The sequence below is a fragment of the Streptomyces sp. JH14 genome (assembly GCF_029428675.1).
Taxonomy (GTDB): Bacteria; Actinomycetota; Actinomycetes; order Streptomycetales; family Streptomycetaceae; genus Streptomyces.
In genome coordinates, this window is sequence record NZ_JAJNEL010000001.1 from 6,378,924 (window position 1) to 6,400,471 (window position 21,548).

16 protein-coding genes and 1 pseudogene are annotated in these 21,548 nt (G+C 70.1%); 10 read left to right on the forward strand and 7 right to left on the reverse strand.

Annotation, left to right across the window (positions count from 1 at the left end; genetic code table 11):
* Positions 1–197 precede the first annotated feature (197 nt).
* The 10 genes from LRD69_RS28830 (at position 198) to LRD69_RS28875 (ending at position 12,662) form a co-directional block, all read left to right on the forward strand.
* Complete coding sequence (locus LRD69_RS28830; protein ID WP_277329448.1) at positions 198–1,910, forward strand: dihydroxyacetone kinase family protein; 1,713 nt, start codon at positions 198–200, stop codon at positions 1,908–1,910.
* 66 nt (positions 1,911–1,976) lie between these two features.
* Complete coding sequence (locus LRD69_RS28835) at positions 1,977–2,489, forward strand: ribose-5-phosphate isomerase (RefSeq protein ID WP_277329449.1); 513 nt, start codon at positions 1,977–1,979, stop codon at positions 2,487–2,489.
* Positions 2,490–2,568: 79 nt separating this feature from the next.
* A complete protein-coding gene (locus LRD69_RS28840; RefSeq protein ID WP_277329450.1) occupies positions 2,569–3,993 on the forward strand; it encodes a gluconate:H+ symporter in 1,425 nt (474 codons plus the stop codon).
* A 175-nt stretch (positions 3,994–4,168) separates the two neighbouring features.
* Positions 4,169–5,104 carry an NAD(P)-dependent oxidoreductase gene (locus tag LRD69_RS28845; RefSeq protein WP_277329451.1) on the forward strand — a complete coding sequence of 312 codons (936 nt, stop codon included), beginning with the start codon at positions 4,169–4,171 and terminating at the stop codon, positions 5,102–5,104.
* 91 nt (positions 5,105–5,195) lie between these two features.
* Positions 5,196–5,876, forward strand: a complete 681-nt coding sequence (locus tag LRD69_RS28850; RefSeq protein WP_277329452.1) for a GntR family transcriptional regulator — start codon at positions 5,196–5,198, stop codon at positions 5,874–5,876.
* 358 nt (positions 5,877–6,234) lie between these two features.
* The gene (locus LRD69_RS28855) at positions 6,235–8,553 is read left to right on the forward strand and encodes a glycoside hydrolase family 3 N-terminal domain-containing protein (protein ID WP_277329453.1); all 2,319 of its coding nucleotides are present in this window, start codon (positions 6,235–6,237) and stop codon (positions 8,551–8,553) included.
* Positions 8,554–8,674: 121 nt separating this feature from the next.
* Positions 8,675–10,012, forward strand: a complete 1,338-nt coding sequence (locus LRD69_RS28860; RefSeq protein WP_277329454.1) for an MFS transporter — start codon at positions 8,675–8,677, stop codon at positions 10,010–10,012.
* Between the two features lie 57 nt (positions 10,013–10,069).
* On the forward strand, positions 10,070–10,606 hold the full coding sequence (locus LRD69_RS28865; RefSeq protein WP_277329455.1) for an O-acetyl-ADP-ribose deacetylase: 537 nt from the start codon (positions 10,070–10,072) through the stop codon (positions 10,604–10,606).
* Between the two features lie 49 nt (positions 10,607–10,655).
* A complete protein-coding gene (locus LRD69_RS28870) occupies positions 10,656–12,131 on the forward strand; it encodes an AlkA N-terminal domain-containing protein (protein WP_277329456.1) in 1,476 nt (491 codons plus the stop codon).
* 12 nt (positions 12,132–12,143) lie between these two features.
* Positions 12,144–12,662, forward strand: a complete 519-nt coding sequence (locus tag LRD69_RS28875) for a methylated-DNA--[protein]-cysteine S-methyltransferase (protein WP_277329457.1) — start codon at positions 12,144–12,146, stop codon at positions 12,660–12,662.
* A 117-nt stretch (positions 12,663–12,779) separates the two neighbouring features.
* On the opposite strand, the gene LRD69_RS28880 is transcribed toward LRD69_RS28875, so the two are convergent.
* From LRD69_RS28880 to LRD69_RS28910, 7 genes and pseudogenes are all read right to left on the reverse strand, one after another.
* A complete protein-coding gene (locus tag LRD69_RS28880) occupies positions 12,780–13,364 on the reverse strand; it encodes a TMEM165/GDT1 family protein (RefSeq protein ID WP_277329458.1) in 585 nt (194 codons plus the stop codon).
* A gap of 370 nt (positions 13,365–13,734) precedes the next feature.
* The gene (locus LRD69_RS28885; RefSeq protein WP_277329459.1) at positions 13,735–14,478 is read right to left on the reverse strand and encodes a Sir2 family NAD-dependent protein deacetylase; all 744 of its coding nucleotides are present in this window, start codon (positions 14,476–14,478) and stop codon (positions 13,735–13,737) included.
* Between the two features lie 412 nt (positions 14,479–14,890).
* Positions 14,891–15,250 (reverse strand): annotated as a pseudogene (locus LRD69_RS28890) (NUDIX domain-containing protein); the annotation flags it as partial.
* A gap of 346 nt (positions 15,251–15,596) precedes the next feature.
* On the reverse strand, positions 15,597–16,586 hold the full coding sequence (locus tag LRD69_RS28895; protein WP_277329460.1) for a phosphotransferase: 990 nt from the start codon (positions 16,584–16,586) through the stop codon (positions 15,597–15,599).
* A gap of 272 nt (positions 16,587–16,858) precedes the next feature.
* The gene (locus tag LRD69_RS28900; protein ID WP_277329461.1) at positions 16,859–17,275 is read right to left on the reverse strand and encodes a hypothetical protein; all 417 of its coding nucleotides are present in this window, start codon (positions 17,273–17,275) and stop codon (positions 16,859–16,861) included.
* Positions 17,275–19,449 carry a hypothetical protein gene (locus tag LRD69_RS28905; protein WP_277329462.1) on the reverse strand — a complete coding sequence of 725 codons (2,175 nt, stop codon included), beginning with the start codon at positions 19,447–19,449 and terminating at the stop codon, positions 17,275–17,277. The genes LRD69_RS28900 and LRD69_RS28905 overlap by 1 nt, the downstream gene beginning before the upstream one ends.
* A 179-nt stretch (positions 19,450–19,628) precedes the next feature.
* Positions 19,629–21,491, reverse strand: coding sequence for a hypothetical protein (locus LRD69_RS28910; protein WP_277329463.1), 1,863 nt, complete (start codon positions 21,489–21,491; stop codon positions 19,629–19,631).
* Positions 21,492–21,548: the final 57 nt, after the last annotated feature.

Consider the following 21,548-nt stretch of genomic DNA (forward strand, 5'->3'; position numbering starts at 1 on the left):
GGCCTGCCCGACGCGCTGGCCCCCGCCGCCCGGCCCCTGCCCGCATGAGCCGCGACCGGGCCGGCAGCCGCCTCCCCGGCCCCTTCGCGTGGCGTGCCCGCGCCGTTGGGCCCTTACCCGACAGGCCGCCCCCGGTGCGACGACGCAATCCCGCACCCGCACCCGTCAGTACCTCTCCGACAAGGAGCTCACCCGCCATGACCCGGCTCTTCGACGATCCCGACCGCTTCAGCGAGGACCAGTTGCGAGGCTTCGCCGCGGCCTATCCGGAGCACGTCACCGTGGTGCCCGGTGGTGTCGTCCGCACCCGGCCGCAGGGCTCCGACCGCGTGGCCGTCGTCGTCGGCGGAGGTTCGGGCCACTACCCCGCATTCAGCGGACTGGTGGGTGAGGGGCTCGCGGCGGCCGCCGTGGTCGGCAACATCTTCACCTCGCCCTCCGCCCGCCAGGCCGAGTCCGTGGCGCGGGCCGCCGACACAGGCGCCGGCGTCCTCTTCTCCTTCGGCAACTACGCGGGCGACCGCATGAACTTCGGCATGGCCCAGGCCCGCCTGCGCGATGCCGGCATCGACACCCGCACCGTCCTGGTCACCGACGACGTGGCCAGCGCCCCCGCCGAACGGCGCCACGAACGCCGGGGCATCGCAGGCGACTTCACCGTCTTCAAGGTCGCCGGCGCAGCCGCCGAGGAGGGCCTCGACCTCGACGGCGTCGAAGCCGCCGCCCGCCACGCCAACGACCGTACGTACTCCTTCGGCATCGCCTTCGACGGCTGCACCATGCCCGGCGCCGACACTCCGCTGTTCACGGTTCCCGAGGGGAAGATGGCCATCGGCCTCGGCATCCACGGCGAACCCGGCGTGCGTGACGCCGACATGGCCGATGCCCCGACGATCGCCCGGACCCTCGTGGAGCGGCTCCTCGCCGAGCGCCCGGAAGGGGCGGGCCCGCGTGTCGCCGCGATCCTCAACGGCCTGGGCGCCACCAAGTACGAGGAACTGTTCCTGCTGTGGGGGCATGTGGGCGACGCCCTGGCCGAGGCCGGACTCGGCGTGGTGCGGCCCGAGGTCGGTGAACTCGTCACCAGCCTCGACATGGCCGCCTGCTCCCTCACCCTGATGTGGCTCGACGAGGACCTGGAGCGCTGGTGGTGTGCCTCCGCCGACGCCCCCGGCTTCAGCCGCCTGCCGCTGCCGAAGGCCTCGGACCGGCCGCGCGACCTGCCCGACGCCATACCCGGGGCCCCGGTCACCGAGGGGGACGCCGCCTCGCGCGCCGCCGCTGCCACCGCCCTGACCGCTCTGCACGCGCTGCGCACCGCGCTGCACGACGCCGCCGTGGAACTCGGCCGGATCGACGCGGTCGCGGGCGACGGCGACCACGGGCGCGGCATGACCAAGGGCGTCGACGCGGCCGTACGGGCTGCTGAGGAAGCCGACTCACGCAGGGCGGGCGCCCGTTCGCTGCTCAGCGCCGCCGCCGACGCCTGGGCCGACGAAGCCGGCGGCACCTCCGGCGTCCTGTGGGGAGTCGCCCTGCGCGCCCTGGCCCAGGAGCTCGGCGACACGGGCCGGGCGGGCGGCGTCCGCGCCGCCTCGGGCGCCCGCGCCGCTCTCGACGCCGTCACCTCGCTCGGCGGTGCCAAGCCCGGCGACAAGACCCTCGTCGACGCACTCGCCCCCCTCGTCGACATCTTCACGGCGGGGGTGGCACGTGGCGAGGACCCCCTCTCGGCCTTCGCGAAGGCCGCCGACGCGGCCACCGAGGCAGCCGACGCCACTGCCGGACTCACCCCGCGCCTGGGCCGCGCCCGGCCGCTGGCCGAACGCAGCGTCGGCACCCCCGACGCCGGAGCCCTCTCCCTGGCCCTGTGCGCCCGCACCGTCGCGGCGCTGCTCGGCAACGCCTGACGGCGGCCGTGACGTACACGGCCTGAACGACCCCGACGATCCCCACCACTCCACGGGAAACCCGACATGACGCAGAATCAGCACCCCGCTCCGCTCCGCATCGTCATCGGCTGCGACGACGCCGGATACGCGTACAAGGAAGCGCTCAAGGCCGACCTGGAGGCCGACCCGCGCGTCGCGTCCGTCACCGATGTCGGTGTGGCCGAGGGCGAACACACCGCCTACCCGCACATCGGCGTGGCTGCCGCCCGCGTGGTCGCCGACGGAGGGGCCGACCGGGCCCTGCTGCTGTGCGGCACCGGACTCGGCGTCGCGATCAGCGCCAACAAGGTGCGTGGCGTCCGTGCCGTCACCGCTCACGACAGCTTCTCCGTCGAGCGCGCGGTGCTGAGCAACAACGCCCAGGTCCTCACCATGGGCCAGCGCGTCATCGGCCTCGAACTCGCCCGCCGGCTGGTGCGCGAGTGGCTCGGCTACCGCTTCGACGCGTCCTCGCCCTCGGGCGAGAAGGTGGCCGTCCTCGACGCCTACGACACGGTGGGGGCCGCCGGTCCCGAGGACGAGCCCGTCGCCTGCTGACGCCCTCCTCGACGCCGCCTGCCCCGGCGAGTCGCATCACCCCCTGCCACGACTTACAACGACGTAAGGATGCACCCGCATGTCTCCGCTCGTCCCGCCCCGGGCCGATGTCCTGGCCGCGGCGACCTCGCCCTGGACCGGGCACGACACCCGGCTCATCGTCATGGTCGCCATCGCCATCGGCGTGATCATCTCGCTGATCGCGATCCTCGACTTCCATCCGTTCGTCGCCCTCATCGGCGGTTCCGTCGTCCTCGGCATCGGCTCGGGCACCGAACTGTCCAAGGTCGTCGACTCGTTCAGCGCCGGCATGGGCTCCACGCTCGGTTCGACCGGGGCGCTGATCGCGCTCGGCGCGATCCTCGGCAAGCTCCTCGCCGACTCCGGAGGCGTCGACCGGATCGTCGAGACCATCGGCTCGCGGTCCGGACCCCGGCTGCTGCCGTGGTCGATGGCGCTGATCGCCGCGGTCATCGGGCTGCCGATGTTCTTCGAGGTCGGTCTCGTCCTGCTGGTTCCGATCATCGTGGTCATGGCCAAGCGGACGAACACGCCGCTCGTGCTGCTCGCCGTGCCCGCTCTCGCGGGCCTGGGCACCATGCACGCCTTCGTGCCGCCGCACCCCGGTCCGCTGGTCGCCGTCAGCGCGCTCAACGCCGACGTCGGCACCACGCTCGGCCTGGGCCTGCTCGCGGCGATACCCACCGTCATCATCGCGGGCCCGCTGTACGGGAAGTTCATCGCGCGCCATGTGCGCAGCGAGGCCCCGGCCGAGCTCGTCGCCTCCCTCGTCAAGGAGGCCGACCGGGCGCGGGACGGCGGCGCGGACCGACGCCTGCCGAGCTTCGCCGTCTCCGTCGGCGCGGTCGCCCTGCCCGTCGTGCTGATGCTCGCCAAGTCGGTCGTCGACATCGCCTTCCCCGGTGACGCCTGGTACAACCACCTGCTGGACTTCCTCGGTACGCCGCTCGTCGCGATGTTCATCGCCGTGCTCGTCGCCATGGTCGTCTTCGGTTTCCGGCTCGGCCGCAACCGCGCCGAGGTCCGTACGACGGTGTCCGCGGGCCTGCCCGCCGTCGCCGGCATCCTTCTCGTCGTCGGCGCCGGCGGCGGCTTCAAGCAGCTCATCGTGGACACCGGAGTCGCCGACGCCATCGGCAAGTTCGCCGCGGAGGCGCACATGCCGCTGCTCGTCCTCGGCTGGCTGCTCGCCGTCCTGATCCGGCTGGCCACCGGCTCGGCCACGGTCGCCACGACCGCCGCGGCAGGCATCATGGCTCCGATGGTGGCGGGCACCCCGCCGGTGGAGGCCTCCCTGATCGCTCTCGCCGTGGGTGCGGGATCGCTCTTCTTCTCGCATGTCAACGACGCCGGTTTCTGGCTGGCGAAGGAGTACTTCGGGATGAGCGTCTCCCAGAACATCAGGACCTGGTCGGTCCTCTCGACCATCGTCGCCGTGATGGGCCTGGCCATGTCCCTGCTCATGTACGCGGTCTTCGTCTGACGCCGGTCCCCGTCCGACGTCCGTCACAGCTGCGCCGTCCGCGATGCCGGCGGGCCGCCGGTTCCCGTACGTGAGCCCGTACGGGAACCGGGACCGCCCCGCCCACCCGCGGACCCGTAAGAGAATCTGTCCACGCGGCCCCGCACGACCGCATCCCGCAAGGAAGAAGCATCCGATGTCCGCTGAGAACTCCGCCTCCACCACCACCGCCGTACTCGGCCTCGGCGCCATGGGCCTGCCCATGGCCACCCGCCTCGCCGGTGTCTTCCCGGTCCGGGCCTTCGACGTCTTCGAGGAGCGCCGCACCCTCGCCGCGCAGGCCGGCGCCACCCCCGCAGTCACTCCGGCCGAGGCCGCGCAGGGCGCCGATGTGGTCGTCATCGCCGTACGCGACCAGGAACAGCTGGAGTCCTGCCTGTTCGGCGGCGGGATCGTCGAGCGCGGCGCCGCCGAGTCGCTGCGTGAGGGCGCGGTCGTCGTGGTCACCTCGACCGTCGGCGTCGACGGCGTCCAGGCCGTCGCGGCGCGCCTCGCCGCGCAGGGCGTACGGCTCGTCGACGCCCCCGTCAGCGGTGGCGCCGTGCGCGCCGGCACCGGTGACCTGCTGATCATGGTCGGTGCGGACGACGCGGCCCTCGCCGACGCCCGGACGGTCCTCGACCGGCTCGCCTCCACCCTGCACATCGTCGGTCCCCGCGTCGGCGACGGCCAGATCATGAAGACCGTCAACCAGCTCCTGTGCGGCATCCACACCGCGGCCGCCGCCGAGTCCCTCGCGCTCGCCCGCGCTCTCGGCATCGACCTGGACCGCGCCGTCGACGTCCTGGGTCAGGGCGCCGCCGCATCCTTCATGCTGGCCGACCGCGGTCCGCGCATGGTCCAGCAGTACGACGTGAAGGAGGACGGCACCGGCGGGCCCGAGCTGCGCTCCCGCCTGGACATCATCCGCAAGGACATGAACATCGTGGTGTCCCTCGCCAAGAAGGCCGGCGTCGCCACGTCGGTGGCCGCAGCGGCCGACCAGCTGTACCAGCTCGCCATCAGCCAGGGACTGGCCGCCGAGGACGACTCGGCGCTGATCACTCTGCTCTCTCCGCGCACCGCGCGCTGATCACGCCCCGTGAAGGGGAGGGGCAGCCGCTCCGACTAGGCTGAAAGCTGGTCCGCCGGGAGCATCCGGCACGTCACAGGGAGAATCAACGATGGGACCAGTCGGCAGGCAGGTGCGTCCGGCCGGGCTTGGCCGGACCGTCCTCATGGACGAGGCGTACGACGCGCTGCTCGCTCTGATCCTCGACGAGGGCCTGGCGCCGGGCACGCCCCTGCGCATCGACACCATCGCCAAGGACTGGGGCGTCTCGCCGACGCCGCTGCGCGAGGCGCTCGCCAAGCTGGAGAACACCGGGCTGGTCGTACGCGTCCCGCACCGCGGCTACACGGTCGCCCCGCTTCTGGACGACGGCGGGTTCCGTGAACTGATGGGTGCCCGGCTGCTCATCGAGCCGTACAGCGCCCGCCAGGCATGCGAGCGGGACGCGGCGGGCACGGCACACGCACTGGCGGAGAGCCACCGGCTGATGGAAGCAGCGGCGACACAGCGCGCGGCGGACGACTTCCGCGCCTACCTCCAGGCCGACTCCGCCTTCCACGCCACCATCGCCCGTGCCGCCGGCAATCGCTTCCTCTCCGCGGCGATCGACCCGCTGGGCGCCCACATCCAGCGCTTCCGCCGTTTCACCGGTGGCCGCGTCACCGACACGCAGGAGGCACTGGCCGAGCACGCCGCGGTGCTGAGCGCGTTCGAGACAGCGGATGCGGATGCCTGCGAGTCGGCGATGCGCGCGCATCTGGAGGGCGTGGCGCACCGGTCGTTCGGCCACTGACCGCCGCGGGTCCCACAGCGGCTTCCCTGCGCACGGCCGTGCTTCTCACGGCTGCGTCCCTCCATGTTCCGGAGTCCGGAAAGGCCGGATGCCCACAGTCGGAGCAGCCGGGTTCCTGACGCCCGAAGCGGCTGGATTCTGTCCCCGGATGGGGTCCAGCCGCTCTTCGGCATGCCCGGAATGATCTATTCCGTTTAGCTGAGAAAAGTGCGCTGACCCTCTTGACCTGGCCCTTTAGGCCTGTGCATGCTGCACGCACCTTTTTGTCAATGGCGTGAACTTATCTGGCGCCGACCCGGCCCTCCACACGGCGCCGAAGGTGTACAGGCCAGGTGTACAGGCCGCGAGCAGGAGCCTCATGAACCACTGGAACGACACGTCGCTCGGCGACGACGAGCGGGTCAAGGCCCTCATGGCCGAGATGACGCAGGCCGAGAAGCTGGCCCAGCTCGGGAGCTACTGGGCCAAGGCCAACGTCGGCAGCGGAGACGCCCGGGTCGCCCCGATCGAGGAGGCCCTCGCCGCCCGTGCGGGCGAGTCCACGGCCCTCGCCCACGGCATCGGCCACCTCACCCGTCCCTACGGCACCCGCCCCCTCACCCCCGAAGAGGGCCGCGCCGAACTCGTACGCCTGCAAAGGCTTCTGACCGACACCACCCGGCTGGGCATCCCCGCCATCGCCCACGAGGAGTGCCTCACCGGATTCGCCGCCTTCGGCGCCACCGTCTACCCCACGCCCCTGGCCTGGGCCGCGACCTTCGACACCGGACTGATCGAGGAGATGGGCGCCGCGATCGGCCGCGACATGGCGTCCGTGGGCGTCCACCAGGGGCTCGCCCCGGTCCTGGACGTCGTACGCGACTACCGCTGGGGCCGTGTCGAGGAGACCCTCGGTGAGGACCCCTATCTGACCGGGCTCATCGGCACCGCCTATGTGCGCGGCGTGCAGTCCCAGGGCGTCATCGCCACCCTCAAGCACTTCGCCGGGCACGCCGCCTCACGAGGGGCCCGCAACCACGCGCCCGTCTCCATCGGCGCCCGCGAGATGGCCGACGTGATCCTGCCGCCGTTCGAGATGGCGGTGCGCGAAGGCGCCGTGGGCTCGGTGATGAACACCTACACCGACCAGGACGGCGTCCCCGCCTGCGCCGACGAGCACCTCCTGACGACCGTGCTGCGCGAGCAGTGGGGCTTCACCGGCACGGTCGTCTCCGACTACGGGTCGATCGCGTTCCTGCAGACCATGCACCGCGTCGCCGCCACCGAGGCCGACGCGGCCCGCCTCGCGTTGAGCGCCGGCATGGACATCGAACTGCCCAACACCCGTTGCTACGGCGACCCTCTCGCCCAGCGGCTCGACGCAGGGCAGGTCGCGCCCGGGCTCCTGGACCGCGCCGTCGAACGGGTTCTGCGCCACAAGCTCCGGCTCGGTCTTCTGGATGCCGGCTACACCCCGGAGGCGGACGCCGGCGTCGGCACCCCCGTCGACCTGGACTCCCCGGCGAACCGCGCGCTCGCCCGCACCGTCGCCGAACGCTCCGTCGTCCTGCTCGCCAACGAGGGCGCCGCCCTGCCCCTGGAAGGCGCCCGCACTCCCGTCATCGCCCTGATCGGTCCGGGCGCCGACGACTCCGGCACCTTCCTGGGCTGCTACTCCTTCCCCAATCACGTGCTGCCCAAGTATCCCGGCCACCCGGCGGGGCTGGCTCTGCCCAGCCTGCGCGAGGCGCTCACTGCCGAGCTGCCGGACGTCACCTTCACCTACGAGCAGGGCTGTGCGGTGAGCGGCGACGACCGCTCCGGTCTGCCCGCCGCCGCCCGCGCAGCCGCCTCGGCCGACCTGGCCCTGGTCGTCGTCGGTGACCGCTCCGGAATGTTCGGCAACGGCACCTCGGGGGAGGGGTGCGACGCACCCGATCTCGATCTTCCGGGCGTGCAGGCGCAGTTGCTCGAGGAAGTGCTCGCCACCGGCGTCCCGGTCGTCCTGCTCGTCGTCTCCGGCCGCCCCTACGCGCTCGGAGGTCTCGCCGAGCGCTGTGCGGCCGTCGTGCAGACGTTCATGCCCGGCGAGGAGGGAGGCCCCGCACTGGCCGGCGTACTGTCGGGCCGGGTCACCCCGAGCGGCAAGCTGCCCGTACAGATCCCGGCCACCCCCGGAAGCAGTCCGGGCACCTACCTCAACCCACCCCTCGGCCGCTTCAGCGACGGCATCAGCGTCCTCGACAACACGCCCCTGTACCCCTTCGGGCACGGCATCTCGTACACCTCGTTCGGCTACGAGGACCTGCGTGTCGCCCATGACGGGCGCGTCCCCACCGACGGGTTCATCGAGGTCTCCTGTGTCGTGCGCAACACCGGCGAGCGCGCGGGCCGGGAGACCGTCCAGCTGTACTACGACGACCCCGTCGCGCAGGTCGCCCGCCCCACCCAGCAGTTGGTGGCCTTCGACACCGTCGGCCTCGAGCCCGGTGAGCAGGCACGGGTGTCCTTCAGGGTGCACGCCGACCAGACCTCGTACACCAAGGACGCCTCGGGCGACGGGCAGCGCATCGTCGAACCCGGCACCATCCGCCTCATGCTCGGCTCCTCCAGCGGTGACATCCGGCTGAGCGCCGACATCGAACTCATCGGGCCGCAGCGCCGGGTGGGCGCAGACCGCCACCTCACCCACTCCTGACCGGACCCTCACGGCTTTCCGGGAACCCCCGCCCGGCCCCACGGGCCGGGCGGGGCTCCCCGCCGCGAGCCCCCTGCCGCAGCCGACGACGGTCGAGCCCCGCCTCGCGCCGTGCCTCCGCATGGCTGCGCACGTCCTGCCCGCTCACAAGGAAGCAGCCCTCACCGTGACCACGGACACCCTCCGCAGCGCCACCGGCGCGCCCCCGGCCGGCGAGTCCGCCGCCACCGCACAGGCCGTGCCGGACCCCCGGCCCCGGCTGGTCGTCGGCATGGCGGCAGGTCAACTCGGCCTGTTCCTGGCCCTGTTGACGCCCATTCTGGTCAGCCTGCAACTCAAGGTGCAGTCGATCGTCCCCGAGGACGACCAGGTCACCTCGCTCGGCATCATCACCACGACGGGCTCGGTGGCGGCGATGCTGGCCAACCCGTTCTTCGGGCGCCTCAGCGACCGCACCACCAGCCGTTTCGGCCGCCGCAGGCCATGGCTCGTCCTGGGCATGCTGGGCCTGCTCATCGGACTGGTGATCATCGCGACGGCGAGCGGTGTCGCCACCATCACCGTCGGCTTCGTCATCGCCTCCGCATCCGCCAACGCGGCACTGGCCGCCTTCGTCGCGACCGTCGCCGACAACGTCCCCGAGCACAAGCGCGGCAAGATCAGCGGGCTGCTCGGCATCATGCAGAACCTGGCACCCACCGCGGGCACCTGGATCGCCAGGTCCTTCACCGACCAGATGCTGCTGCTCTTCCTGGTCCCCAGCGTCATCGGCATCCTCCTGGTGATCGGCTACGTCCTGGTCCTGCCGGACAAGCCGCTGGAGCAGAAGCCCCCGCGGGAGGGGTTCAAGGCCGTCCTGCGCACGTACTGGGTCAGCCCCAAGCAGCACCCGGACTTCGCCTGGGCCTGGCTCTCGCGCTTCCTGCTGACCCTCGCCAATTGGATGTTCACCACCTTCCGTCTCATCTACCTCCAGCACGAAATGCGGCTCACCACGGCCGAGGCGACCGAGACGCTCGCCACCGGCGTCCTCATCTACGGACTGTGCGTGATGGGCTCCGCGCAGGCCGCGGGGTGGCTCTCGGACCGCTTCGGACGCCGCAAGCCGTTCATCGCCATGGCCGCGGTGCTGTTCGGCGTCGGGATGCTGATCCTCAGCCAGTCCGACACCATCGCCCTGTTCTACTGTGCGGAGATCGTCCTGGGGCTGGGCTTCGGTACCTACCTCGGCGTCGACCTCGCCCTGGTCATCGACGTGCTGCCGGACCCGGAGAACCCCTCCAAGGACCTCGGCATCTTCAACATCGCGATGTCCGCCCCGCAGATCTTCGCCCCCGCACTCGGAGCGCTCCTCATCTCCCTCGGCGGCGGCCACAACTACTCGATCCTGCTGATCACTTCTTCGCTGGTGTGCCTCGGCGGCGCACTGGCGATCCTGCCGGTGCGCAAGGTGCACTGACAGCCGTCCGGAGCGTCAAGGGCCGCCCGGCCGACGGGAACACGGCATCATGGCCGCATGCGCAAACGTGAGGCCGTCACCGTCACCCTGGTACGCGGTGACATCACAGGGCAGTCCGTCGATGCCATCGTCAACGCGGCGAACTCCTCCCTGCTCGGCGGCGGCGGGGTGGACGGCGCGATCCATCGCCGTGGCGGCCCGGAGATCCTCGCCGCGTGCCGGAAGCTGCGCGCCTCGCAGTACGGAAAGGGGCTGCCGACCGGGCAGGCCGTCGCCACCACGGCCGGGAATCTCGACGCCCGATGGGTGATCCACACCGTCGGACCGGTCTGGAGCGGCGCCGAGGACCGGTCCGCGCTGCTGGCCTCGTGCTACCGCGAGTCTCTGCGGGTGGCCGCTGAGCTGGGCGCGCGTACCGTGGCCTTTCCCGCCATTTCGACCGGCATCTACGGCTGGCCCATGGACGACGGGGCGCGCATCGCCGTCCGCACGGTGCTGGCGGAGGCCGCCGCTCCGGTCGAGGAGGTGCGGTTCGTCCTCTTTGACGCACACGCGTACGCGAGGTTCGAAGAGGTCCTGGCAGCGCAAGGCTGATGTCGGATTCTCGCCAGCCCCGGCCCGCCCGGTGGCCCATGCTTGAAGCATGTACACCGACACCGAGCGCTGCGTACGGGCCGTCCAGTCCAAGGACGCCCGCTTCGACGGCTGGTTCTTCACGGCAGTCCTGACCACCCGGATCTACTGCCGTCCGAGCTGCCCCGTCGTGCCGCCCAAGGTCGAGAACATGACCTTCTACCCGAGCGCCGCCGCCTGTCAGCAGGCCGGCTTCCGCGCCTGCAAGCGGTGCCGGCCGGACACCAGCCCCGGCTCCCCGGAGTGGAACGCCCGCGCCGACTCGGTCGCCCGCGCGATGCGTCTCATCGGGGACGGCGTCGTCGACCGTGAGGGCGTGCCGGGGCTGGCCGCCCGGCTCGGCTACTCCGCCCGGCAGATCGAACGCCAGCTCCTCGCCGAGCTGGGCGCCGGCCCCTTGGCCCTGGCCCGCGCCCAGCGCGCCCAGACCGCCCGGCTGCTCATCGAGACGACCGGACTCCCCATGGCCGACGTGGCGTTCGCGGCCGGCTTCTCCTCCGTGCGTACCTTCAACGACACCGTCCGCGAGGTCTTCGCCCTCGCGCCCGGCGAACTGCGCACCCGCGCCGCCCGGTCCGCGAAGCCGCCGGCGACCCCGGGCGTGATCGCGCTGAGGCTGCCGTACCGGGCCCCGCTCAACCCCTCCAACCTCTTCGGCCACCTCGCCGCGACGGCGGTCCCCGGCGTCGAGGAGTGGCGCGACGGCGCCTACCGCCGCACGCTCACCCTCCCGCACGGACACGGCATCGTCGCCCTCACCCCGCGCCCCGACCACATCGCGTGCCGGCTCTTCCTCACAGATCCGCGCGACCTCACCCTCGCCATCAGCCGCTGCCGCTGGCTGCTCGACCTGGACGCCGACCCGGTCGCCGTGGACGACCGGCTGAGGGCCGACCCGCTGCTCGCCCCGCTCGTCGACAAGGCCCCGGGGCGGCGGGTGCCGCGTACGGTCGACGGTGCGGAGTTCGCCGTACGGGCGGTGCTCGGCCAGCAGGTCTCCACGGCCGCCGCCCGCACCCACGCGGCCCGCCTGGTCACCGCCCACGGCGTCCCGGTCGACGATCCGGAGGGCGGCGGCCTCACCCACCTCTTCCCGGTACCCGAGGCGCTCGCCGGTCTCGACCCGGAGCGGCTCGCCCTGCCCCGCAGCCGCCGTACCACCCTCACCACACTCGTCGGCGCGCTCGCCGACGGCTCGCTGCGGCTCGGCACCGACACCGACTGGACGAAGGCCCGGGCCGAACTGACCACACTTCCCGGCTTCGGCCCATGGACCGTCGAGGTCATCGCCATGCGGGCGCTCGGCGACCCGGACGCCTTCCTCCCCACCGACCTCGGCATCCGGAGGGCGGCGGCCGAACTCGGCCTCCCGTCGACGCCCGCGGCGCTCACCGCGCGCGCGGCGGCCTGGCGTCCCTGGCGGGCGTACGCCGTCCAGTACCTGTGGACCGTCGACGACCATCCCATCAACCACCTGCCAGCCTGAGGGAGTTCTCTCATGACCTCGACACACACCACGACCAGGCAGCACACGGTCGTCGACAGCCCGTACGGTCCACTGACCCTCGTCGCCACCGACGGCGTGCTCTCGGGGCTCTACATGACCGGACAGCGGCACCGACCGCCGGAGGAGAACTTCGGCGAGCCCGATCCGCGCCCGTTCACCGAGGCGATCCGTCAGCTGGACGCCTACTTCCGCGGCGAACTCAGAGAGTTCGACCTGCCGCTGCACCTGGACGGAACCCCGTTCCAGCGCAGCGTGTGGGAACAGCTCCGGCAGATCCCGTACGGCCGGACACGCTCGTACGGGGAACTCGCCGAGAACCTGGGCAAGCCGGGCGCCTCACGCGCGGTCGGCCTCGCCAACGGCAAGAACCCGGTGGGGATCATCGTCCCGTGCCACCGGGTCATCGGAGCGTCCGGCAGCCTCACCGGGTACGGCGGCGGCCTCGACCGCAAGCAGCGGCTGCTGGCCTTCGAGAACGGCGCGGGGGACGACACCCCGACGCTCTTCTGAGGGCTCTCCTGCCCTCCCTGGCGGGCCGGCCCTCAGGACGTGTTCCGGACACGACGAAGCCCGAGGGACGCACAGCGCGTCCCTCGGGCTTCGTCGTGTCCGTGTGGCGGAACCGGCTCAGGCCGTGAAGATCTCGACCACGGACCAGATCGCCAGCCCCAGCATGCACAGCCCGCCGATGCGCTGGACGGTCTTGAGCGGCACCCGCTTCGCGATGAAGCGCCCCGCGAGCAGCGCCAGGGCGGAGACGGACATCAGGGCGGCCAGGGAGCCGATGGCCGTGGACCATGTGCCGTTGCTGGCAGCCAGGTTGGCCGTGGTGATCTGGGTGAGGTCGCCCCACTCGCTGATGAACACCGCCATGAACGCGGTCGAGTAGACGGGCCAGAAGCCGGTCACGGTCTTGGTGTCCGCCGCGTCGTCGCCCTCGTCGTCGCCCCCGCGCAGCAGCATGAACGCGCCGAAGGCGAAAAGGGCTGCCGAGACGAGCTTGACGATCCAGCCGGGCAGCAGCCCGAGCAGGCCGCCCGCACCGACGGCGATCGCGACATGCACGAGGAACGCGGACGACGTGCCGAACCAGACGTACAGCGGGCGCATGCGCGTGCCCATGGCCAGCGACGCGAACATCGTCTTGTCGGGGAGCTCCGCGAGGAAGATCAGCCCGAAGGCGGTGATGATCGCCAGGGGGTCGAGATGCATCCGGGTGGCTTTCTGTGAGAGCCGGGCCCCGGGCCTTTCCGCAAAGTGCCACTCGGGCTTTTCGGAGGACCACTCGGCCCGGCATGACTGCAGCGCCCGCGGGTACGCGGACACGTCATACCTGACCGAAGGTCTCGCCCGCCCGTGATGATCCACGAGCCCGGCCACCGGGAACCCGGAGGTTCCAGTGTGTCGACGACCGGTTTGCGGGGCTACTCCCCTTCGCGTGCTCCACTGTACCCCACCGGCCCGGCGTCCCAGGAGGCGGAGGGGAACTGGTGTTCGATGCGACCTCCTGCCGGCGCACCACGCGGCGGGGGCAGTTCCACCACCGTTCCGCGTCCGCGAAAGGGCAGCCTGCGCCCGCTGCTCAGCCCTGCGCCCGCGCGGCTGCCTCGGCGGTCAGGCGTGCGAGCAGCGACGGCAGCGCGGTCCCGATGGGTTCGCGGATCGTCTCCTCGGCCAGTTCGTCGTACGGCGTCGGCTCGGCGTTCACCACGATCAGCCGCGCACCGTGCTCCGCCGCGATGCCGGCGAGCGATGCGGCGGGCTGCACCTGCAACGTCGTACCGACGGCGATGAACACCTCGCACGCCTTCGCGATCGACATCGCCTCGCCCAGCACCACCGGATCGAGCCGCTCGCCGAACATGACCGTCGCCGACTTGAGGATGCCGCCGCAGACCGCGCACGACGGGTCCTCCTCGCCGGCCTCGACCCTCTTCAGCGCCTCGGCCATCGGCGACCGGGCATGGCAGCGGGTGCAGACCACCTCCCGTACGGTGCCGTGCAGTTCCAGGACCTTGCGCGCGGAGACACCAGCCAGCTGGTGCAGCCCGTCGACGTTCTGCGTGATCACCCGCACAGGGACACCGGACCGCTCCAGGTCCGCCACGGCCCGGTGGGCGGCGTTCGGCTCCGCGTCCCAGGCCGCACTCGTGCGGCGCATCTGCCAGGAGCGGCGACGGATCTCCGGATCGGCCATGTAGAAGTCGTACGTCACGAGCTTCTCGGCCTCCGGGTCCTTCCGCCAGAGACCGTTCGGCCCGCGGTAGTCGGGAATGCCGGAGTCCGTGGAGATGCCGGCGCCGCTGAGGATCGCGACAAGAGTCATACGGTCGAGCGTACGCAGCGGTCGCGGCAGCCCGCGAGGCGTTATCCGGCGGTTGCCGGGTCCCCGCCCGTCGGGCGGGAGTCGCGGGAGAGACACGGGACGGCTCCTTCGGCACCCTGCGAAACACCCTCAGCGATCCCGATCACGCCATGCCGGGGGTCACCGCTTGCGCTCCACGGGTGTGAACGGGCCGGCATCGGGATGTCCGGACGCTTCAACGACGGTCTTCGATCCGGTCGTTGCACGGTCCAGGCAGAGCGAGCCGCCCATGGGGCGCAGGTCGAGGAAGAACCGGGTGGGCCGGCACGAAGGCGAACGCGTGCCGGCAGCCGTCGGCCGGATCGCGAACCGACGCTCTGTCACACTCCAGTGGTGCGGGGCGGATACGCGAAGAGAGTCCCGACCGCCCGAGTCAGGGGGCGACCGGCCTGCCGTCCTCCAGCTCCACCGCGCCCGCCCCGGAGTCCAGCACCTGCAGCGCCGCGCGCACCCGGTGGCCGAGCGAACCGAGCAGATACCGGTCGAGTGCCCCGCGCTCCACCAGCTTCCAGGACACGAGCTCCTCCTCCTGCAGCCGGATCGCCTTCAACTGCACGTCGTCCAGGACTCCGCCGTCGTACAGATACGCCGCGATCGGAGGCCGTACGGGGCTGCGCACCCAGTCGATCGCGAGCAGGCGCCCCGGCTCCAGGTCGAGACCGATCTCCTCGGCCGTCTCGCGCCGCGCGGCCCGGCGCGGGGTCTCGCCGTCGTCGGACTCGATCGTTCCGCCGTTATGAACAGTTCGCATGTCTCAGTAGCCCAGATGTCTCATCGCGTTGCCCCAAGGAACGAATTCGCAGCTACTGCGGGTGAGCCTGGGTGTCTCAGCGCCGCAGAGCGTCAAAGGCCTCGTCGGTCCGCAGGACGTCGCAGCTTACTCAGTCGATTGCGGCCCCCGTATGGATGGAGAGCGGGGTCGGACCCGCAGCGCTACGGCCCATCGCTGAAGCAGGGATCGGCGGGTAGCGGGCGGCGAACAGATGAGAAGTAACCCCGGGGAGGGAGAGTCCGGCACAGACGGCGTCGAGGCCCTGGGGCGGAGGGGCTGACGTCCGAGGATTAAGACACCCGGGAATTCAGGCGTGGACCAGTTTCAGCGCCTGCTTCAGGTTGTACTCGGCAATGCCCGCCATGAAGGCCCGGTCGGGGAAGTCCCCGTCGAGCAGCCGCAGCGGCCCCGCCGTCAGCGAGAGTCGCTGTGCCAGCATGTAGAGCGCGAGCCGGTCCTCGTCCAACCCGGCCACCCCCAGCGGCCGGTAGGCGTCGTGCAGGCGGATCTGTAGAAACACGTGCTCCCACTCGACATCGAAGTACATCAATCCCTCGATGTCGATCGCCACGGGTTTCCCGTCCGCGTCCACCAGCACGTGGTCGGGCCCCAGTTCGCCGTGTACGACCGCGTACTCCGCGCGTGGCAGCACCGCCGCCGCCAGGCCCAGCAGCCGCTCCTCCAGCTGGTCGCGGGCGCCCACGATCCGCGGATCGCGGGAGGCTGCCTCGGCGAGGTCCCGCAGCGCGCGGTCGAGGACCACTTCCTCGCACGACCTACCGCGCGACGTTCCTCCTCCGTCTACCACGGCCACCTTGCCGTACGCCGGTGCCCGGTGACCCCGCATCGCCTCCAGCGACTCCGCGAGCCGGGCCATGACCGGAGCAGCCGCGCGCCGGTCGCGCGCGAGCAACTCCTCAAGGCTCTCCCCTTGGAGGTCCTCGACGATCGCAAGGTCGGCCGGGCAGTGAGCGCCGTCGCGATCGACGAGTCGGATCGCCGGAACGCGGACGCCCAGCGCGTCCAGACGCGCGTGCGCGGCCTGGAACAGATCGAGCCCGAGGCCGGGCGAGAACGGGTCGGTGAGGTCGTCGTCGCCCTCAGCCGCCGGCCAGTAGTTCTCGGCGTCGTCCCACAGGTAGGCGATCGCCGTCGTCGCGTCGTCCATCACCAGGCGGTACACGCCCTTCTTACTGCCGCCCGCGACCCGCTCGACCGCCTCCAGCCGCCGCCCGCCGCCCAGCGCGGCCCGCGCCGCACTCGCCAACTGCTCCCGCGCTACTGCCCTGGGTGCCACGTTCCGAACCGCCTCTCCGCCACGACAACCCGCGTACCTTACGGGAGCATCGACGTGCAAGCGATTGATTTGTTCCGGATCCGAGCACGCGCTGGCTATGGTCTCCAGGGGCGCCCCACTGCCGACCGAGACCACTGAGGGTGGCTGTCTGACTGCGCTCCGCGAGAAACCGGCGGCAGTTGAATACGAGCGCCCACCGGTAAATCTCGACCCCATCCCCGTCCTGGGAGCAACTGGCCGGTGCTCCCAGGGGACTGTCAGGCGTGATCGGGTCAGCGGTGAGACTCGATGTCGCTGGCGAGGGCGGTGAGGCGACCCTGCTGCCGAGTGTTCTGCTTCTTCTTCAGCTCGATGTTCTCGTGATAGAGGTTGGCCGTCACTGTGGCCAGGGCATCGAGCTTGCTCTGTAGCTCGGTGACCTTCTGGTTGGCCCTTCTGAGTTTCCCCTTCAACTCGGCGATGGTCTCGTCACGCTGAACCTCGCCGGGCGTCCGGAGGACTGGTTGCGGGATGCGGGCGTTCCACTCGGCGAGGATGTCCTCGGCCCGGTGGACGCTGGCGTGGCTGACCTGGGCTTCGCGGGCCAGATTCTCCTTGGTCATCGCGCCGTCGCTATGCAGAGGCTCTCCGGCAAGGAGCCGGGCCATGGCTTCCCGGAGTTTGGCGGCAGTGGCTGCGGACACCGGCATCAGAGGTTCTCCTTCAGCTTGTCGATCTGCGCGGTGGCGGTGCGGACTTCGTCGAGCCGAGTCTGTGCCTGCTCGCGCAGCGGCTTGGAGAGCCTTTTCTCCAAGAACTCCACCAAGTCGGCCTCCTCCATGCGCCAGATCCGCTCGTGCGACAAGGTGAGGACGGAATTGCGGCATCGGGACGGTTGGCAGGCGCCCAGCAGCGGGGCCTGGCCGCGTTGAGCCGCTGGGAGTTGGTTCTGGCACTCCGCGGTGGGTGCGTTCCACAGGCAGTGGTTGACCGTGCCCAGGTGGAGGTTCGCGAACTCGTCCCGCAGGAGGGTGATCTCCAGTCGCTCGTCTGCGACTTGGGCCCGGAGCGTCGAGTTCGCTTCGATGGCGGCGTTGACCTTGTCGAGCCCGGCGTGAAAACGGGCGGCACCGGGGCCCACCGCGATGCTGGCCCCGCTTCGGCGGGCCTTGAGGAGTCCGACCAGCTTCTCGGCCGCTGCGGTCTGCAGATCGGTGTCGAACTCCTTCGCCCACTTGGCATCGGTCTTGCCGTAGGCGCCGGTAAGGCGATTGGCCAGCGCCCGGCGCGCGGCGTGCTTGAGCTGAATACCCAGAGCGATGTCGCCGTCCGGCTGCTGGCTGGCGATGATCGACATTGTCCTGCGGAACATGTGCGGACGTACCCGCCCAGGAGGGATTTCCTCCAGACCAGTGAGGTGCCGGGTGCTATTCACCGTCTCGATAAAGAAGTCGATGTCGTCGGCTGCTGAGATCCCGGCGCGCGCTCGTCCGGCAGTCCCGTCCTCGCGGGGAGGCGCCATTGAGGCGAAGATGTGCGTGTCGTGCCAGGTCAACCGTTCGGCCACTGCCAAGGCCTGCGCGACCGGCTCGATGATCCACCAGTTGGCGTGCGGCCTTGAAAGATCTCCCTTGGATTTGTGGGAGCCGATCGCCGGTGCTCCGTAGTGCTGAGTGAGCGCACCGCGCTGGATCTCCTGGATTTCGCTGTCCCGCATCGCACTCAACGCTGCCACGAAGATGTAGCAGGATGCCCGAAGCATCCGCAGATCCCTGTCCAGTTGCTTGCCCGAGTAGACGGTCCGGCGCTTGCCGACTGCGGCTTGCAGCACCAGATCGCGTCGACGGCGCCCCTGTTTGCTGCCGTTGCCGAAGACATCCACTTGCTCCGAGGTGTCATAGAGCAGGGATTCCAGCGCCGACCACACCGGCTCTCCGGGAGCGAACCGACTCGTTTCGGCGTGAACGGGGATGAGATTCCCCGGGTTGGCAAGCCATTTCTGGAGCGTGGCATCCATGGATTGCGATGAGCGGCGGCGTGTCGCGTAGCCTTCGTAGTCCGATTCGAACTGCTTGGCGGCGGTGGGACGGACAGGCCGGATCCTGCCCGTCCTTTCGATCATCCACCTGACCTTCTGCCGACGTTCCGTGCCTTGCCGGTTGTTCTTGGTGGCGAAGACTGTCGAGCTTGCTCCTGCCGTCACCGCTCGGCTCAAGGAGCTCCAGATGGGTGAGCCCTTCGGGTTGACCCTGTTCTCGCGGTCGCTGACGGGTACCAGGTTGGCCGGGTTGGTCAGCCACAACTCCAGCTGTTCGTTGATGACTTCGGCGCTGAGGGTGGCTTGGGTCAACCGGGGCGCTGATGCCCGCTCTGCTTCGCGGTCGCGTTGATCCAGGATGCTCGCGGAATATCGATCGATATAGGCCCATGCGGCGCGTAGAAGCGGCCACCAGACTTCCGGTGCGATCGAGGGGGTGGCCAACTCGTCACCAGTGGCGACATTGGCCACGTCGCTGTCTGTCCGTCCTGGCCAGGGGTCTTTGAGTGGGGCGGTGCCTGTGAGGGCGAAGGAGAAGCGGATCAGGTGGCGTACGGCTCCCACCGCACTGCGTACGGACTCCGGTTTGGTGCTTGACGCACAGTGGTCGACGTAGGCCTGCCAGTCCTCGAGCGACCAGAAGTGCAAGCTGTCCGGCATCCCTTCGCGACGCGCCCAGGCCCCGAGCTGAGACACGTTGAAGCAGACCTTGATGACCGTGGCGGTGGCCCACTTCTTTCTGGGCAGGAAGATTCCCGCGTTCCGCAGGGCTTGGTGATTGGGGTTGAGCATGCTGAATGCCACTTCCCGTACGCGCAAGTTCCAGACCGGATCGATCGGGAACACACACTTCCACTGTGCCGGGATCTTGTGCGCCGGCCGTCGGAGGCAATCACAGGGCCACTCATCGATGCGCCCGAAGGCCGGCCCCCGAACGCCGGGGAGCTGCCCCGGCATACTGGCGTATACGGGTTCATTGTCAGCGAAGGTCCGAGAGACCGGCCTGTCCATCGCGGCAGGAATGGTCATCGGTCGTACTCCGTTCGCATGCCCAACGACAGATTCAGTCGGATGTCGTGCTCCTGGATGGCTCGGCGCGCTGCGGGAATATGCTCAGCGCATTCCTCGATCACTTCGGCCAGCGCCTTGGCCTGGCGTCCCCACACCGCATCCCAGACCGGTGGTGGCTGTGTCAGGCGCATCCGCTCGATGTGATCGGACAGCAACAACTGCTGCGGTAGTTGGGAGACGAACACGACAGCGTTGGTGCAGACCATGCACATGGCCGGGGCGACATGACAGAGCTTTCCGGGAGTGCTGTGCGGCGAGTCATGAGGGTTCTTGCAGTTGGTGACGCCCATGTCGAGATCTCCGACACTCAGGGCGGCCCCCTGTTCAGGACTCACCCCCAGCGCGTGGGCGACTTCGGGTTCACCGAGGCGGGACTGTATATCCGGTGCGACCAGAACCGGCTTGTCGGCGAGGCGGTCGAACACGAGCTGTTGGGCTCGGTTCATTGCTGCTCCGGCCAGCACCCGCGCTGTGGTGCCGTGAGCGTAGTGGCCCTGGAACACCTGGATGCTGTGATCATCCCCCGCCATGTCGGACAAGGTGCCCCCCAGGGCAACGACGCGAGTGGTCTTCGCGGTCTTGCGTAGTCGGGGCGCCGCGTGCGGTTCGGAGATGGCCAAGGCGGGCCGGCCGTCCGCATTGAGATGGGAGGCGATCCAGTGCGTGAAGCGACGACCAGGGTCGACGAAGCGGGCGAACCGCGCATCCATGATGCTGCGGTTCTTCGCAGACTCAACCGCGGTGAACAGCCACGGCACGCCACCGAATACTTCGCGCGTCAGTGCGGTTGCGGTGACAAGGCGTCGCAGCAGACCAGGGACGTCCCAGTCGCCACGGCCCTCGTAAGCACGTTCCCCAGGCACCTCGCCCTCCTCCAAGGGCAGGTCGACCACGTGGTAGTCGGCGCGGACGCGGGCCGCGCGGTTTTTGGTCTGGATAATACGAACGCCCTGATTGCTGAACTCAAGGTCAGGAACCCGTAGCGCATGTAGTTCCTCGGTCGTGCAGTCGAGCATTGCCAGCAGCAACAGGACTCGAAACGGGTGCAGGTCCAACTCCTGCGGATAGAGCAAGGCATGCACTCCCCGTAAGAGGCCGTAGAAGCCGCCGAGCGCACCGTTGTCGGCCGGCCGTACATCCCGTAGTTCCTGAGGCCAGCGCTTGGCGTGCGCAGGGAGGTGCACACGGAGTTCATCCATGGTCAGCAGACGGTGACGGGCAGCCCAGACCAGATTCGGCAGTTCTTCCCAGCCGAACTCTCGCGGATCTTGACCGGACCTCAGGAGTTCCCTTCCCTGGGCAAGACGCTTCTCGAGGGCCCGCAGGTCGTCCTGGGCGGCTCCTTTGAGCGCGAGACGTTCGGAGTTGGAGAACTCGTCCAGCGGTTCCCCGGTGGCCTTACGCAGAGTGGGTGGCGCCGCAGCACGCCTGCGCAACTTGTCAGGCACGCGCGCATCGCGCTCGGCCCGGTGGTGCACCAACGCGAGCAGTGAGCGTGACAACGCCCACGGCTGCGACGAATTCTCGGGAAACTGGGCGAGGAGGTCGTTCTCCCACGCGTAGACGGCCTCGGTGAGATCGATGTGGTCGGTGTCGAGACGGGCATCAGCCGGGTCCAGGTCCCGAGCCGTGAGATACGGGCCGATGAACTTCGCGAACGAGCGAACAGCTCCGAGATATCTGTCGCTGTTCTTCAAGGCTGCTTTGTGGTGATACTCGATCAACACGTCCGCCAGTTGAGCCACCAGCGCCCGGCATGGGTACTCTCCCGGATTGATCCGGCTCGTCGTGGTGTGCCCCCGCTGCACCACAGTCAATTCCCTCACTCCGACGTGGCCGGATGCACGCGGAGCGGGCAGCCGCGGCGGTAGCGT

Excerpts from the sequence above, each read along its gene's own strand:
- LRD69_RS28845 (WP_277329451.1), top strand. The coding sequence starts at position 4,169 with ATGTCCGCTGAGAACTCCGCCTCCACCACCACCGCCGTACTCGGCCTC.
- LRD69_RS28855 (WP_277329453.1), top strand. The coding sequence starts at position 6,235 with ATGAACCACTGGAACGACACGTCGCTCGGCGACGACGAGCGGGTCAAG.
- LRD69_RS28850 (WP_277329452.1), top strand. The coding sequence starts at position 5,196 with ATGGGACCAGTCGGCAGGCAGGTGCGTCCGGCCGGGCTTGGCCGGACC.
- LRD69_RS28860 (WP_277329454.1), top strand. The coding sequence starts at position 8,675 with ATGGCTGCGCACGTCCTGCCCGCTCACAAGGAAGCAGCCCTCACCGTG.
- LRD69_RS28885 (WP_277329459.1), bottom strand. The coding sequence starts at position 14,478 with ATGACTCTTGTCGCGATCCTCAGCGGCGCCGGCATCTCCACGGACTCC.
- LRD69_RS28900 (WP_277329461.1), bottom strand. The coding sequence starts at position 17,275 with ATGCCGGTGTCCGCAGCCACTGCCGCCAAACTCCGGGAAGCCATGGCC.
- LRD69_RS28835 (WP_277329449.1), top strand. The coding sequence starts at position 1,977 with ATGACGCAGAATCAGCACCCCGCTCCGCTCCGCATCGTCATCGGCTGC.
- LRD69_RS28870 (WP_277329456.1), top strand. The coding sequence starts at position 10,656 with ATGTACACCGACACCGAGCGCTGCGTACGGGCCGTCCAGTCCAAGGAC.
- LRD69_RS28840 (WP_277329450.1), top strand. The coding sequence starts at position 2,569 with ATGTCTCCGCTCGTCCCGCCCCGGGCCGATGTCCTGGCCGCGGCGACC.
- LRD69_RS28830 (WP_277329448.1), top strand. The coding sequence starts at position 198 with ATGACCCGGCTCTTCGACGATCCCGACCGCTTCAGCGAGGACCAGTTG.
- LRD69_RS28865 (WP_277329455.1), top strand. The coding sequence starts at position 10,070 with ATGCGCAAACGTGAGGCCGTCACCGTCACCCTGGTACGCGGTGACATC.
- LRD69_RS28875 (WP_277329457.1), top strand. The coding sequence starts at position 12,144 with ATGACCTCGACACACACCACGACCAGGCAGCACACGGTCGTCGACAGC.
- LRD69_RS28880 (WP_277329458.1), bottom strand. The coding sequence starts at position 13,364 with ATGCATCTCGACCCCCTGGCGATCATCACCGCCTTCGGGCTGATCTTC.